At 68.6% G+C, this 13,600-nt stretch carries 12 protein-coding genes and 1 tRNA gene; 6 read left to right on the forward strand and 7 right to left on the reverse strand.

Annotated elements, in window-relative coordinates:
* Window positions 1-13 precede the first annotated feature (13 nt).
* Complete coding sequence (bioF, locus tag BUA29_RS02945) at window positions 14-1,258, reverse strand: 8-amino-7-oxononanoate synthase (RefSeq protein ID WP_072755139.1); 1,245 nt, start codon at window positions 1,256-1,258, stop codon at window positions 14-16.
* A 5-nt stretch (window positions 1,259-1,263) separates the two neighbouring features.
* The gene (gene bioB / locus BUA29_RS02950) at window positions 1,264-2,298 is read right to left on the reverse strand and encodes a biotin synthase BioB (protein WP_072755140.1); all 1,035 of its coding nucleotides are present in this window, start codon (window positions 2,296-2,298) and stop codon (window positions 1,264-1,266) included.
* On the opposite strand from bioB, the gene BUA29_RS02955 reads away from it, so the two are divergent.
* Window positions 2,297-3,067 (forward strand): ComF family protein, encoded by a 771-nt coding sequence (locus BUA29_RS02955; RefSeq protein ID WP_245770487.1) that lies wholly within the window; start codon window positions 2,297-2,299, stop codon window positions 3,065-3,067. The genes bioB and BUA29_RS02955 overlap by 2 nt on opposite strands.
* Window positions 3,068-3,085: 18 nt before the next feature.
* Here BUA29_RS02955 and ubiA read toward each other — a convergent pair whose 3' ends face one another.
* A complete protein-coding gene (gene ubiA, locus BUA29_RS02960; RefSeq protein ID WP_245770488.1) occupies window positions 3,086-3,979 on the reverse strand; it encodes a 4-hydroxybenzoate octaprenyltransferase in 894 nt (297 codons plus the stop codon).
* Between the two features lie 92 nt (window positions 3,980-4,071).
* Between ubiA and BUA29_RS02965 the strand changes: the two genes are divergently transcribed.
* Window positions 4,072-4,148, forward strand: a tRNA-Arg gene (locus BUA29_RS02965).
* A gap of 69 nt (window positions 4,149-4,217) precedes the next feature.
* On the opposite strand, the gene BUA29_RS02970 is transcribed toward BUA29_RS02965, so the two are convergent.
* From BUA29_RS02970 to BUA29_RS02980, 3 genes are all read right to left on the reverse strand, one after another.
* Window positions 4,218-5,069 carry a nucleotidyl transferase AbiEii/AbiGii toxin family protein gene (locus BUA29_RS02970; RefSeq protein ID WP_072755142.1) on the reverse strand — a complete coding sequence of 284 codons (852 nt, stop codon included), beginning with the start codon at window positions 5,067-5,069 and terminating at the stop codon, window positions 4,218-4,220.
* Window positions 5,066-5,662 (reverse strand): type IV toxin-antitoxin system AbiEi family antitoxin domain-containing protein, encoded by a 597-nt coding sequence (locus BUA29_RS02975; protein ID WP_072755143.1) that lies wholly within the window; start codon window positions 5,660-5,662, stop codon window positions 5,066-5,068. The genes BUA29_RS02970 and BUA29_RS02975 overlap by 4 nt, the downstream gene beginning before the upstream one ends.
* A gap of 271 nt (window positions 5,663-5,933) precedes the next feature.
* Window positions 5,934-7,886 (reverse strand): putative bifunctional diguanylate cyclase/phosphodiesterase, encoded by a 1,953-nt coding sequence (locus BUA29_RS02980; protein ID WP_084602319.1) that lies wholly within the window; start codon window positions 7,884-7,886, stop codon window positions 5,934-5,936.
* 94 nt (window positions 7,887-7,980) lie between these two features.
* On the opposite strand from BUA29_RS02980, the gene BUA29_RS02985 reads away from it, so the two are divergent.
* The 3 genes from BUA29_RS02985 (at window position 7,981) to BUA29_RS02995 (ending at window position 11,106) form a co-directional block, all read left to right on the forward strand.
* Complete coding sequence (locus tag BUA29_RS02985; RefSeq protein WP_072755144.1) at window positions 7,981-9,015, forward strand: two-component system sensor histidine kinase NtrB; 1,035 nt, start codon at window positions 7,981-7,983, stop codon at window positions 9,013-9,015.
* Complete coding sequence (gene ntrC / locus BUA29_RS02990; protein WP_072755145.1) at window positions 9,008-10,423, forward strand: nitrogen regulation protein NR(I); 1,416 nt, start codon at window positions 9,008-9,010, stop codon at window positions 10,421-10,423. The genes BUA29_RS02985 and ntrC overlap by 8 nt, the downstream gene beginning before the upstream one ends.
* A 116-nt stretch (window positions 10,424-10,539) precedes the next feature.
* A complete protein-coding gene (locus BUA29_RS02995) occupies window positions 10,540-11,106 on the forward strand; it encodes a superoxide dismutase family protein (RefSeq protein WP_084602320.1) in 567 nt (188 codons plus the stop codon).
* On the opposite strand, the gene BUA29_RS03000 is transcribed toward BUA29_RS02995, so the two are convergent.
* Window positions 11,103-11,972 (reverse strand): hypothetical protein, encoded by an 870-nt coding sequence (locus BUA29_RS03000; protein WP_072755146.1) that lies wholly within the window; start codon window positions 11,970-11,972, stop codon window positions 11,103-11,105. The genes BUA29_RS02995 and BUA29_RS03000 overlap by 4 nt on opposite strands.
* 83 nt (window positions 11,973-12,055) lie before the next feature.
* Between BUA29_RS03000 and BUA29_RS03005 the strand changes: the two genes are divergently transcribed.
* Window positions 12,056-13,333: an acetyl-CoA C-acetyltransferase gene (locus BUA29_RS03005; RefSeq protein WP_072755147.1), complete on the forward strand. Its 1,278-nt coding sequence runs from the start codon at window positions 12,056-12,058 to the stop codon at window positions 13,331-13,333.
* The last annotated feature ends 267 nt before the right edge of the window (window positions 13,334-13,600 follow it).

Raw genomic sequence — 13,600 nt, forward strand, 5'->3', positions numbered from 1 at the left:
TGAGCACGCCCGTTCAGGCCGTCTCCAGCGCCGGCGGCGGGGCGTGGCTGGGGGCCGTGGCATCGACGGCCACCCTGTCGCAGGCACGGGCCAGCGCGTCGAGCAGGGCATCGACCTCGGCTTCGGTATGGGCGGCAGAGAGGGTGATGCGCAACCGTGCGCTGCCTTCCGGCACGGTCGGCGGCCGGATCGCGGCCACCCAGAACCCCTGCGCTTCCAGTGCGGCGGCCAGCGCCAGCGCGCGCGCCTCGCTGCCGCACAGCAGGGGCTGGATCGGTGTCTGCGACGCCAGCATCGGCAGCCCGCGTCGCTGCGCGCCTTCGCGGAAGCGCGCCACCAACGCCGCCAGCCGCTGCCTTCGCCAGTCGTCCTGCCGTGCGCGCTGCACGGCGGCCAGCGCCGCGGCCGCCAGCGCTGGCGGGGTGGCGGTGGTGTAGAGGTAGGGCCGGGCGGTTTCCGCCAGATGGCCGATCAGGTCGGCATCGCCCACCAGCAGCGCGCCGTGCACCCCGAGCGCCTTGCCCAGTGTCACCAGACGCAGCGGCACCTGGGTGTGATCCAGTCCAGCGGCGGCGACACTGCCACGGCCGGCGTCGCCCAGCACCCCGATGGCATGTGCCTCGTCGATGTACAGGGTGGCGCGCTGGGCCAGTGCCACCAGTGCCAGGGCACGCAACGGCGCGACATCACCGTCCATGCTGAACACCCCGTCGCTGGCCAGCAGGGCGGCTCCGTCCGGACAGGCGCGCAACTGGCGCAGGGCACCTTCCGGGTCGGCGTGCGGGTAGCGGCGCAGGGTGCAGCCGGCCAGGCGCGCCCCGTCGATCAGGCTGGCGTGATTGAGCCGGTCCTGTACGCAGACATCGTCGCGTCCCAGCAACCCCTGCACCACCGCCAGATTGGCCAGATAGCCGCTGCCCAGCAGCAGTGCCGCGGGGGCCTGCAACCAGTCGGCCACTTCCCGCTCCAGGGCGGCGTGGGCGGCGTGGTGCCCGCACACCAGATGCGAGGCCACACCGCCGCTGCCGACGCGCGCCGCGGTGTCCTGCAGGGCCGTGCTGACCGCGTAATGGCGCGCCAGGCCCAGATAATCGTTGCCGCAGAAGTCGAGCAGCCAGCGCGACCGGCCAGCGGGGTCGGCCACCTCGCAGCGCATGCCGTCACGACGCAGCACGGTGCGACGCACGCGCTGGCGCTGGCGGGCCTGACGTTGCTCGCGCAGGGCCTGGATGCGAGCGCTTAAGGCACGCCGGGGCATGGGGCTTACGCGGCTTCGGTGATGCCGGCGTGGACGGTGGTGGTGCAGGCGCTGATGCGGTCATCCATCGCCTCGGCCACCGGCATCGGCTGCAGGCCCAGCCGCGCAAACAGCGCCTGGTCGCGTTCGGTGTCCGGGTTGCCGGTGGTCAAAAGCTTCTCGCCGTAGAAGATCGAGTTGGCCCCGGCCAGGAAACACAGCGCCTGCAGTTCGTCGCTCATGGTGTCGCGGCCGGCCGACAGCCGCACCATCGACGCCGGCATCAGAATGCGTGCCACCGCGATGGTGCGCACGAACTCGAATGGATCCAGTTCGACCGTGCCGTGCAGCGGTGTGCCTTCCACCTGCACCAGCCGGTTGATCGGCACCGAATCCGGATGCGCCGGCAGGTTGGCCAGCGTCTGCAGCAACCCGGCGCGCTGGCGCCGCGATTCGCCCATGCCGACGATGCCGCCGCAGCAGGTCTTCAGGCCGGCGTCGCGCACATGAGCCAGGGTGTCCAACCGGTCCTGCACCTCGCGGGTGTGGATGATGCTGCCGTAGTACTCCGGGTCGGTGTCCAGATTGTGGTTGTAGTAGTCCAGGCCGGCCTCCTTGAGTGCCTGTGCCTGGGATGCGGTGAGCATCCCCAGCGTGGCGCAGGTCTCCAGCCCCAGTGCCTTCACTTCGCGGATCATTTCGGCGACCTTGGGGATGTCGCGGTCTTTGGGGCTGCGCCAGGCCGCCCCCATGCAGAACCGGGTGGCACCGGCGGCCTTGGCCTGCCGGGCCTTTTCCAGCACCGCGTCGGTGTCCATCAGTTTGCTGGCCTGAACCCCGGTGTGGTAGCGCGCCGCCTGCGGGCAGTAGCCACAGTCCTCGGGGCAGCCGCCGGTCTTGATCGACAGCAGGGTGGACACCTGCACCTGGCGGGGATCGAAATACTGACGATGGGCACAGGCGGCGCGGAACAGCAGTTCCGGCAGCGGCAGCTCGAACAGGGCCTCGACCTCGGCGCGGGTCCAGTCGTGGCGGATGGGGAAGTGGGTGACTTCGGACATGGGGATTTCCCGACTGACGGCAGGCGATGGAGCCGGCAGTCTGGAGATCATGTTCCGCGCCGTCAACCAATCCGGCCCCGGCAAAGTCGACGGCGGCCTGTCGTTTCTCTGCTGGCCGCCCCGCTGTCTGATCTGCGCCGCGCCTGGCGCACCGGGGCGCGACCTCTGCCCCGACTGCCATGCGGCGCTGCCGTGGTTGCACCACCCCTGCCCGCGCTGTGCCCTGCCGCAGCCCCGCGCACAGTTCTGCCCGGCCTGCCGGCAGTCGGACGGGGGTGCCCTGACCCGGATCCATGCCGGGTTCGAATACGCCTTTCCGCTGGATCAGCTGCTGCCGCGGCTGAAGTTCCACGGCGATCTGACGGTCGCGCGGGTGCTGGCGCACTGCCTGGCCGAGCGTTTTGCCGCGCTGCCGCGCCCGCAGGCCCTGGTGCCGGTGCCGCTGCACCGGCGTCGCCTGCGCTGGCGTGGCTACGACCAGGCATTGGAGCTGGCGCGGCCGTTGGCCCGGCGGCTGGGTGTGCCGCTGCGCGACGACCTGCTCGTCCGTCGGCACGCCACGGCCGCCCAGACATCCCTGAACGCTGCCGCCCGGCAGCGCAACCTGCACGCCGCCTTCGGGGTGCGCAGCGGGGTAGCGCTGCCCACCCGGGTCACCCTGTTCGATGACGTGATGACCACCGGTGCCACCTTGCAGGCGGCGGCACGGGCACTGCGTGCGGCCGGTGTGGCCGTGGTCGAGGCGTGGGTGTGCGCACGGGTCGCCTGACCGGCGCCGCGGCGGTGGTCAGGCGGCCACGACCTTGGCGCGCAGGGCAAAGTCGAGCGCGATGCCGGCAAACACCGCCAGCCCCACCCAGTTGTTGTGCAAAAAGGCGCGGAAGCAGTCCTCGCGCGCCCGGGTGCGGGCCAGCCGGAACTCCCAGACCACCAGCAGCAGCGCCACCGCGAGTCCAGCCCAGTACCACGGGCCCAGCCCGGCCTGCCGTCCGACCAGGGCCAGCGCCGCAAACATCCCGGCATACAGCACGCCCTGGGCGGGCAGATCCAGCTCACCGAACAGGATCGCGGTGGATTTGGCGCCCATGCGCAGGTCGTCGTCGCGGTCCACCATCGCATACCAGGTGTCATAGGCGGTGGCCCAGAAAATGTTGGCCACATACAGCAGCCAGGCCAGCGGCGGCACCGTCCCCTGGATGGCGGCGAACGCCATCGGGATGCCCCAGCCGAACGCCATGCCCAGATACACCTGCGGCAGGTAGGTGTAGCGCTTCAGATACGGGTAGGTTGCCGCCAGGAACACCCCGACCACGCTCAGCCACACGGTCAGGCGGTTGAGCGTCAGCACCAGGGCAAACGCCACCAGCATCAGCACCGCAAACAACGCCAGCGCCTCGCGCCCAGATACCGCGCCGGTCACCAGCGGGCGCTGGCGGGTCCGCGCCACCTCGCCATCCAGCCAGCGGTCGGCGTAGTCGTTGATCACGCAGCCCGCCGAACGGGTCAGCCACACCCCCAGCGAGAACACCAGCAGGATCCAGGCCGGCGGCAGCCCGCCCGCCGCCAGCCACAAGCCCCACCAGGTCGGCCACAGCAGCAGCAGCCAACCGATCGGACGGTCCCCGCGCACCAGTTGCCAGTAATGCCGCAGCCGTTGCGGCCAGTTGGGACGTGTCACCATCGGGGAAGAGTCGGGTACCATGTGCGGTCACTGGCGGCACAAACGGCCGCATTCATGCGAGAATGCGCCACCGCGAGATTGATCGCGTCGACGCGCCTGTAGCTCAGCCGGATAGAGTAGCGGCTTCCGAAGCCGTTGGTCGGGGGTTCGAATCCCTCCAGGCGCGCCATCCTTCGGATGGCTTCCTTCCAGGATTCCCGGCCCGCCGCATGGCGGCGGGCGTTCGGAGCACAGGCCCTCACCTCAGAAGCGGAGCCACGACGCCAGCGAGCTCGGCCACGACCTCCTCAAGCCCAGGTGCCTTTAGCCGAGCCCTTTCGAGAAATGCCCGCCATTGTTTCTGCTTGGTGTTGTCCGAGGCGAACGCCTGCGTCAGCCCCACCGGCAGGGAATCAGGCATCGGGGTGTTCCGTCGCGCGAACGTGGCAGACACGGCGTCTCGAAGCAGCGTCGGATCAAGCTGGCCCTCCCGGACCAGGCTGAACAGATCGAAGTAATCCTTCATCCGGCTGTTGGTCATGCCGAGCATGACGATCACCTCCAGCTTCTCGGCGAAGACGGTTTCGCGTGGATAGATGCGCAGCCAAGGTGCCGGCAGATCGTCGAGCAGGGTCGGCAGCTTGGCGTCTTCGGGCCCAGGCGTCACGGCATCCCCGAACCCGATATCCCACTGGATCAGGCATTCCGCCGTCCCGAGTCGGGCACGCAGGTTCACGCGCAGGCCGTGGTAGTGCGCCGTTTCTCGGATCTCGCTGACGCGCAGGCTGGCAAGATCGAAGGCCAGGCCGTCGTCGAGCTCAAGCTCGCAGAGTTCGCTGATGATTGCTTCGATCCGCGCCGGATCTGGTGCGCCAAAGCCCAGAAAGTCTGCGTCGCGCGTCGGACGGTGTTCCTGCTCGAACCAGTGCCGGAAAAGCATTGCCCCTTTGAGCAGGAAATCGTCCCGGTGGCGCGAGATCGACAGTCGATACAGCAGGCGCTCGACGGCATAGCGATCCAGCGTGCGCTGGAACTCCTCGCCCGTCGCCTTCGCATGGTTCAAAAGCCGCTGGCGGATCGAATCGACGCGGGCTGGCGAGGACGCACTCATGCCACCGATTCCAGATAGGGTCGCATGACGTTCGCCATCCGAAGCTGGCTCGCCAGTCGCCAGATTTCATCGTGGCTCGTGCGACGCTCGCGGCGCACCTGGGACAGCGCCTCCAGTGCCACGTCCAGGCCAATCCTGTTGCGGAACTTGAAACAATCCACGACGGTCCGTGCGACCCCGGTCACCCGAAGCGGCACGCCGTCGCGGACATGCGTTTCGATCCCGGCCGAGAGGCTGACACCCGAGTAGCGAACGACTCGCAGCGAAGGCCAGTCCAGCTTGGGCGCGTGCCGTCCTGCGGCGATACCCAGCCAGACCGAGTGCGGTGCCTGTGTCGTCAGTCCGTGGAAGCGCAGCGCCGTCAGGAGGCAGAAGAAGCCATCGGGCACGCGGCGCGAGACGATCTGCAGTCCCTCGTCCGCCGCCGGCACCCGTCCGGGCAGCGAGTAGACGCCACGTGCCAGTCTGACCAGCTCACCCCGCTGCACCAGACGCGTGATCTGGGCGCCTTCCAGCCCGGCGGCCCGGAGGTCGCGGGCGCGGACACTGCCCTGGGCTGCGAGCAGGCGTTTGGCTTTGGCGTGGGGATCCATGTCGCAAGGTTGTTCTAATTCCACTATCAAAGTCAATTGTGTGTGCGTTTTTGTAACGCCAGGTGTGCCCCGAAGGTCGCCTCTACTCCGTTGTGCCGCGGAGAGCATTGAGGCAAGCCGCCCAATGGCCTCAAGCGCTTGCGGGCCGGGCATGGCGCGTGCAGAAGTCGGCCAGAGCAATCGAGCGAAAAGAGAGGGGCTGCGATCTTGCGCGGCGTCCGAAGCCGTTGGTCAGGGTGGCGCGGATCTACCCCCCCCCCCGCAACGGTGCTCAGGCGACGGATGGCGTGTGCGTGCGCAGATAGTCCAGAAACGCTGGTGCCGGCAGCGCAGGGGACCAATGGAAGCCCTGCCCGGCATCGCATCCGAACTGGCGCAGGCGGGTCAGGGTCGGGGCATCTTCCACGCCTTCGGCCACCAGTTGCAGATTGAGGCAGCGGCCCATCTCGATGATGGCGCGCACCAGGCCTTCATCCTGCGGGTCGCTGGTCATCCGCCGCACGAAGGACTGGTCGATCTTGAGGCGATGCACGGCAAACCGGCGCAGGTAGCCCAGATTGGAGTAGCCGGTACCGAAGTCGTCGATGGCGATCCGCACGCCGCGGCTGGCCAGGTTTTGCAGGGTGTTGGTGATGTAGGCGGCATCGGCCATCAGCAACGACTCGGTGAGTTCCACCTCCAGGGCACTGGCGGGCAGCCCGGACGTGGCCAGTGCCTGGGTGATTTCGCGCTCGAAATCATCACGGCGGAACTGCAGCGCGGACACGTTCACCGCCACGCTGAGATCGGCAAACCCTTGCGTGCGCCAGTGCTGGGCGTCTCGGCAGGCTTGATGCAGCACCCAGGCGCCCAGGTCGTGGATCAGGCCGCTGCGTTCGGCCACCGGGATGAAATGTGCCGGCGAGATCGGGCCCAGTTCCGGATGGCGCCAGCGCACCAGGGCTTCCGCGCCGATGATGCGGCCACTGGCCAGTTCGATCTGCGGCTGGTAATGCAGTTCCAGTTGCGGGGTGCCCAGCGCCGAGCGCAGTGCGGCGGCCAGATGCAGATGTTCGGCCACGCTCTCGTTCATGCTCGGGTCGAAGAAGCGGAACGTGTTGCGACCGGCATCCTTGGCCTGATACATGGCCATGTCCGCGTGCCGGAGCAGGGTGCCCACGTCCATGCCGTCGCGGGGTGCCACCGCGATGCCGAGCGAGGCGGTGACCAGCACATCCACGCCATCGACCGAAAACGCCTGGCTGAGCAGGTGGGTGAGCTTGGCCACCACCGAAACGATGGCGTCTTCTTCCTGCAGGCCACCCATCAGGATTAGGAACTCGTCGCCGGACAACCGCGCCACCGTGTCGGAATCGCGCACGCAGCCTTGCAGGGTATCCGCCACCTGGCACAGCAGGGCGTCGCCGGCGGCATGGCCCAGTGAGTCGTTGATGGTCTTGAAGTTGTCCAGATCCAGAAACATCACCGCCACCATGTCCCGGTTGCGGCGGGCCTGTTGCAGCAGCTGGGACAGCCGATCCTTGGCCAGCGCCCGGTTAGGCAGGCCGGTCAGGCTGTCGCGCTGGGCCAGGATCTCGATCTGCGCATGCGATTGCTCCAACGCCTGCTTGCCTTCTTCGAGCTGGCGCATGGTGCGCTGGATGTCCTGGGAGATCAGCCGAACGAACAGCCCGGTCGCGGCAAGTACCAGCGCGATGACAAACAGCCGCCGCCACGGCAGCGGCTGACGCGGCAGGCTGGGCAGGATGCCGGTGCGATCCAGCACGAAAAAGCCCACCACCACCAGCAGCATGGCGGCCAGCATCCATGGCAGTGCGCGCCGGGATGAAAAGGTCTGGGTAAACAGCAGAAGTGCGGGGAATGTCAGCAATGCTTCGTCGTACAGCCCCTGGTTGAGAACCATCACCAGGGTCAGCACGGCAAACAGGGCAACCGCAGTCAGATTGGCGGCCAGCCGTGGTCGTTGTTCGACCTGCCTGAGTGCAAACAGCAAAATGCCGATCAGCAAGGCTTCCAGCGCGGCCACTGGATAGAACCCGATGGCCAGGTTGAGCCCCAGGGTGAGGCAGAAACACAGCACTAGCAGCCAGAGGATCTGCCGCAGCCGCACCTGCCAGCCCGCAGGTGCGGTGGGGGCCTCATCGTGTGCTTGGGCGGGGGCGTGCGGTTGGTCGGTCATGCGGTCGGCGGTGGCGCGTAACGGGGTGCCGGGGCGTCCAGCCATGACATTGACGGCCGCGCCGACGGATTTTCAATGCGGAATCCACCGCCGCAGCGCGTGGCGGGGCGGTTTGCAACACCCTGCTAGATTAGTGCAAATGGACCTTGCTCCCGATCCGGCCCTGCTCGATGCCCTGTCCACGCCGGTCTTACGGCTGGATGCGGCGGGCGTGGTGCGCTTTGCCAACCTTGCCACTGCGCGCTGGCTGGGCGTGGGCGTGCGCCGGTTGTTGGGGCTGCATGCGGCGGCGCTGGAGCAGGATGGCCGCCAGCTGGCCGATTGCCTGGCGGTTCCCTTGCAGGCACCGCTGCGGCTGCGACGGGTGATGCTCGGGCTGCCCAATGGCCCGGCCCCGCGGTTTGCCGACCTCTGGCTGGCCCCAGCGGATGCCGGGTGCTGGCTGGAGGCGCATCCGGTGGAGGAGTTTCCGGGCGAGGATCCGGCGCGGCTGCTGCCCTCGGCCCTGGCCGCCTCGTTGAAAGGCCTGGCGCATGAGCTGCGCAATCCGCTGCTGGGCATCAAGGGTGCGGCACAACTGCTGGCGCGGCGGGTGGAAGGCGAGAGCCGCGAGCTGACGGCGATCATCGAAAGCGAAGTCGGTCGGCTGTCGGCCCTGGTGGATCGTCTGCTCAGCCCGGCGCCGCCACGCCCATTCGCGCCCGTCAACATCCATGCCGTGCTGGAACGGGTGCTGCGTCTGGCCGAGCACGATGCCGGCTGGGCGGTGCAGTTGCAGCGCGATTACGATCCCTCGCTGCCGGAGCTGCAAGGCGATGCCGACCGGCTCAGTCAGGCGGTGTGGAACCTGGTGCGCAATGCCCTGGAGGCCGGCGCCGGCACGGTCACCCTGCGCACCCGCGTCGAGCACGCGGCCCGCATCGGCGAGGCGCCGCCCACCCTGGCGCTGCGGCTGGACGTGATCGACGACGGCCGTGGCGTGCCTGCGGAACTGGCCGAGCACCTGCTGCTGCCGCTGGTCAGCGGCCGTGCCGATGGGACCGGGCTGGGGCTGGCGCTGGCGCAGCAGGTGGCGCGCGAGCACCGCGGCGTGCTGACCTGGCGCTCCCGTCCGGGGCATACCGTGTTTACCCTGCTGCTGCCGCTGACAGGGACGGAGGGCGCCCATGACTGAACCGGCCCGGATCTGGGTGGTGGACGATGACCGCTCGGTGCGCTTCGTGCTGGCCGCGGCGCTGGAGGAGGCGGGCTTTCAGGTCACGGCATTTGCCGATGCCGCCGAAGTGCTGGCGGCGCTGGTGGCCGGGCGATGCCCGGATCTGCTGTTGACCGATGTGCGCATGCCGGGTGACAGCGGGCTGGTGCTGTTGGACAAGGTGAAAGCTGCGCTGCCGCACCTGCCGGTGATCGTGATGTCGGCGCATACCGACGTGGCCAGCACCGCCGGGGCCTTCCGGGGCGGCGCGCAGGAGTTTTTGTCCAAGCCGTTCGACATGGACGAGGCGGTGGCGCTGGTGCAGCGTGCGCTTCCGGGCAGCCCGCCGCGTCCGGTCGCACCCACCCCGACGGTGGAGGGCGGGCAGGCGTTGATCGGACAGGCACCGGCCATGCGCGCACTGTTTCGTGCCATCGGTCGGCTGGCGCAGGTGCCGTTGTCGGTGCTGATCACCGGCGAGACCGGCACCGGCAAGGAACTGGTGGCGCGCGCGCTGCACCGCGAATCGCCGCGTGCCGGCAAGCCCTTCATCGCCCTCAATACGGCGGCCATCCCGGCCGAGTTGCTGGAGTCGGAGCTGTTCGGCCACGAAGCCGGCGCCTTCACCGGAGCCCAGCGGCGGCATCTGGGCCGTTTCGAGCAGGCCGACGGCGGCACCCTGTTCCTGGACGAGATCGGTGACATGCCTGCCGCGTTGCAGACCCGCCTGCTGCGCGTGCTGGCCGAGGGCGAGTTTTTCCGGGTCGGTGGCCGCGAGCTGGTGCGCGTGGACGTGCGGGTGATCGCCGCCACCCATCAGCCATTGGAAGCACTGGTTGCGCAGGGCCGGTTCCGCGCCGACCTGCTGCATCGGCTGGACGTGGTGCGGCTGCACCTGCCACCCCTGCGCGAACGCCGCGAAGACATCCCGCTGCTGGCCGGACGGTTTTTGACCGAGGCGGCGCAGCGCCTGGGGCTGCCGCCCAAGCGGTTGTCCCCGGCCGCGCTGGAACGGCTGCGCGCGCATGCCTGGCCCGGCAATGTGCGTGAGCTGGAGAACGTCTGCTGGCGGCTGGCGGCGCTGGCACCCGGTGAGCGCATCGGCCCCGAAGACCTGGCCCTGGCCTGGCCCGAAGCCACCCCGGGTGGAAACGACGACGGGGCGTCGGAGTCCGCCTGGACGGCAGCGCTGGCGGCCTGGGCGCGTGCGCAGCTGGAGGTCGGAGCAGCGGACATCCATGCCCGCGCCCGCGCTCTGCTCGACCAGACGTTGCTGGACGCGGCGCTTGCGCGCCACGCCGGGCATCGCCAGCGTGCCGCCCGCGCCCTTGGGCTCAGCCGCAATACCGTCACCCGCAAGCTGGGTACTTCACGCAAGCGCCGCTGAGATCAAGGCACCAACCAGCTGGGGATGCGTTACCTTGACGACGCTGATCCCGCAGAGATGGCGGCGTTCAAACGGCTGTGTCTGGCGGGCATTGCCACCCATCCCGGAGCGTTCCTATGGTCATCTTGCGTTGCTTGCTACTGACAACCTTCGGCACGTTGGTCGCATGTGCCGGGCCCATACCGACAGCGTCCGTGGCGTCAGGATCGCCCCCGCTGGCGGGTGCCAGGGTCGCGCAGGCGGTGGCGATCATGGCGCCGGCTTCGGGCAGCCTGGTCAGCGGCCGACTCATCCTCACCCCGGAGGGCGATGGCGTGCGGATTCGCGGTGACATCGGTGGCCTGGCGCCGGATAGCGTGCACGGGTTCCATGTGCACGAAAAAGGCGACTGCAGTGCGGCCGATGCCAGCAGTGCCGGCGGGCACTTCAATCCTGCGGGGCAGCCACACGGCCGTGCCGGTCACGGCGCCCACCACGCCGGAGATATCGACAACCTGATTGCCAATCGCAATGGCGTGGCCCACGTCGATGTGCACGTGGCCGGGGTTAGCCTCGGCGGGGGCGAAGCAAACGATGTCCTTGGGCGTGCGCTCATCGTCCATGCGGTGCCCGACGATTACACCAGCCAACCCGCCGGCAATGCCGGGGCCCGAATCGCCTGCGGCGTGATCCGCCAGCCTTAGCACAGGGCGGCGGCTTCACCCGCGCGGCAGTGCACGAACTCCACCGGCACCGCGTGTGCCTGCAGCACCGCGGCGTATTGGCGCTGCCGCATCTGGAACAGCTTGAAACCGCGTTCCAGCTGTTGTGGGTCGCTGGCATCGGGCTGGTTGCGACGACGCCAGGCCACCGGATCGAGCAGAGCGATCTGCACCTGGCCCTGCACGTAGCGGGCCAGCGGCTCGGGCGGAGCGTCCAGCAGGTATTCGCTGTCCGGGGCCAGCAGTGCGGCTTCCAGCAGCGACCACAGCCCGTCCAGGCCGACGTTGCGATATTGCAGGGCGGTCATCGCCAGCAGGTCGTGCAGGCTGAGCAGGCGGCCGTGCTCGATCTGCGCGGCCAGCGCCTCCTGCACGGCCAGAGCGGTATCGGCGGAGAGCATGCCGTGATCCAGCAGACGCTCTTCCAGCGCGGCGGTGACGGTGCTGACCTGGTCGCCGCGTAGCACGAACGGAAGCACCCGCAAGCCGCCGCCGGTGAGTTCAGGATCAGCCTGCAAAGGCAACGGCACCTCGCCGCGGGCATCGGCGCCAAACCCGACGATGCGGGCGCCCTGGGCCTTGCCGGGGGCGCGTTGCAGCAGTTCCAGTGCGCGCCGATGCAGCGGCCAGCCTGGCCGCAGGGCTTCAGCCGGATCGAAGTGCGCGCCCAGCAGCGCCAGTTCGCACCCGGTGACCGCAGGAACCTGTGCCGCCAGGTCGCGGCCCAGCCGTTCGGCAATCTGCCCGGCGGCATCCACCGCGAGGGCCGCCCTGTCGGGGGGCGTGCCATTGCGCAGTTCCAGGGCGATCACGCCGCGGAAGACGGGTTCGGCATCCATGGACGGCATCTGAAGTTCCGGCTCGGCAAGGGGAGGCTACACTTTGCCGACATTATGCCCGCGCTGCGGGCGTCAACTTTTGAGGTGAGGCAATGCAGTTTGGTCGTCCGGTCGCCGTGCTGGGGGGTGTGCGCATTCCGTTCTGCCGGCAAAACACCGCGTATGCCGATGTCGGCAACTTGGGGTTGTCGGTGCGCACCCTGGGTGCGCTGGTCGAAAAGTTCGGCCTGCACGGGCAGCGGCTGGGCGAGGTGGCGATGGGGGCGGTGATCAAGCACTCATCCGATTGGAACCTGGCACGCGAGGCCACGTTGTCCTCCGGCCTGTCGCCGCTGACGCCTGGCATCACCCTGCAGCGCGCCTGCGGCACCTCGCTGGACAGCGTGCTACTGATCGCCGGCAAGATTGCAACCGGCCAGATCGACGCCGGCATCGGTGGCGGTTCCGATACCACCTCGGACGTACCGATCGTGTATAGCAAAGCGCTGCGGCAACGCCTGCTGAAAGCCGCCGCGGCCAAGACGTTGCGGGATCGGCTGGCGGCGTTCAAGGGATTTCGGTTGTCGGAACTCAAGCCGGAGTTCCCTGGCGTGGCCGAACCGCGCACCGGCAAGTCGATGGGCCAGCACTGCGAGGACATGGCCAAGGAATGGGGTATTTCGCGTGAGGCCCAGGACGCACTGGCGGTCGATTCCCATCACAAACTGGCCGCGGCCTACGCGCGTGGCTTCTTCGATGACCTGGTGGTGAGCTTCCGCGGTGTCAGCCGCGACAACATCCTGCGCCCGGATACCAGCATCGAGAAGCTGGCCACGCTCAAGCCCGCCTTCGACAAGACCTCGGGCAAGGGCACCCTGACCGCCGGCAACTCCACCCCGCTTACCGACGGTGCGGCCGCCTGCCTGCTGGCCAGCGACGACTGGGCAGCGGCACACGGCTTTGAAGTGCTCTGCCACATCCGCGATGCCCAGGTCGCCGCGGTGGATTTCATCCATGGCGAAGGCCTGCTGATGGCGCCCACGGTGGCGGTGGCCGAACTGCTGGCGCGCACCGGGCTGACCTTGCAGGACTTCGATTTCTACGAGATCCACGAAGCGTTCGCGGCGCAGGTGCTGTGCACGCTGCGGGCGTGGGAAAGCGAGGCGTATTGCCGCGACCGGCTTGGGCTGTCGGCGCCGCTGGGGCGGATCGACCCGAACCGGATCAACCCCAATGGCTCTTCGCTCGCCACTGGCCACCCGTTTGCGGCCACCGGCGCGCGCATCGTCGCCACCGCCGCCAAGGAACTGAAACTGCGCGGCCATGGCCGCTGCCTGATCAGCATCTGCACCGCCGGCGGCATGGGTGTGGCGGCGATTTTGGAACGCTAAGGACGCTCTGAACAACGCCAGCCTGGCGTTGTCAGCTCAGGTCGATCCCAGCCCATGTTTGGGCTTGGCGCATACGCGGCAATCGTGTGCGCGAAGGTTGCCTGGTCTACCTGCGCCTGGCGGGTGATGCGCCTGGCCAGGCGGGAGGTGGCAGAACGGTGGCAGAAAAGAAAAGGCTCCATCGCGTCTGGTGTGGAACGGGCCGCCGGATGATGTCAGCCTTGGCGGATGCAAGAACAACTCTTCACCCAGGCTTTGGGGCTGACG

Source organism: Thermomonas hydrothermalis (assembly GCF_900129205.1).
Classification (GTDB): domain Bacteria; phylum Pseudomonadota; class Gammaproteobacteria; order Xanthomonadales; family Xanthomonadaceae; genus Thermomonas; species Thermomonas hydrothermalis.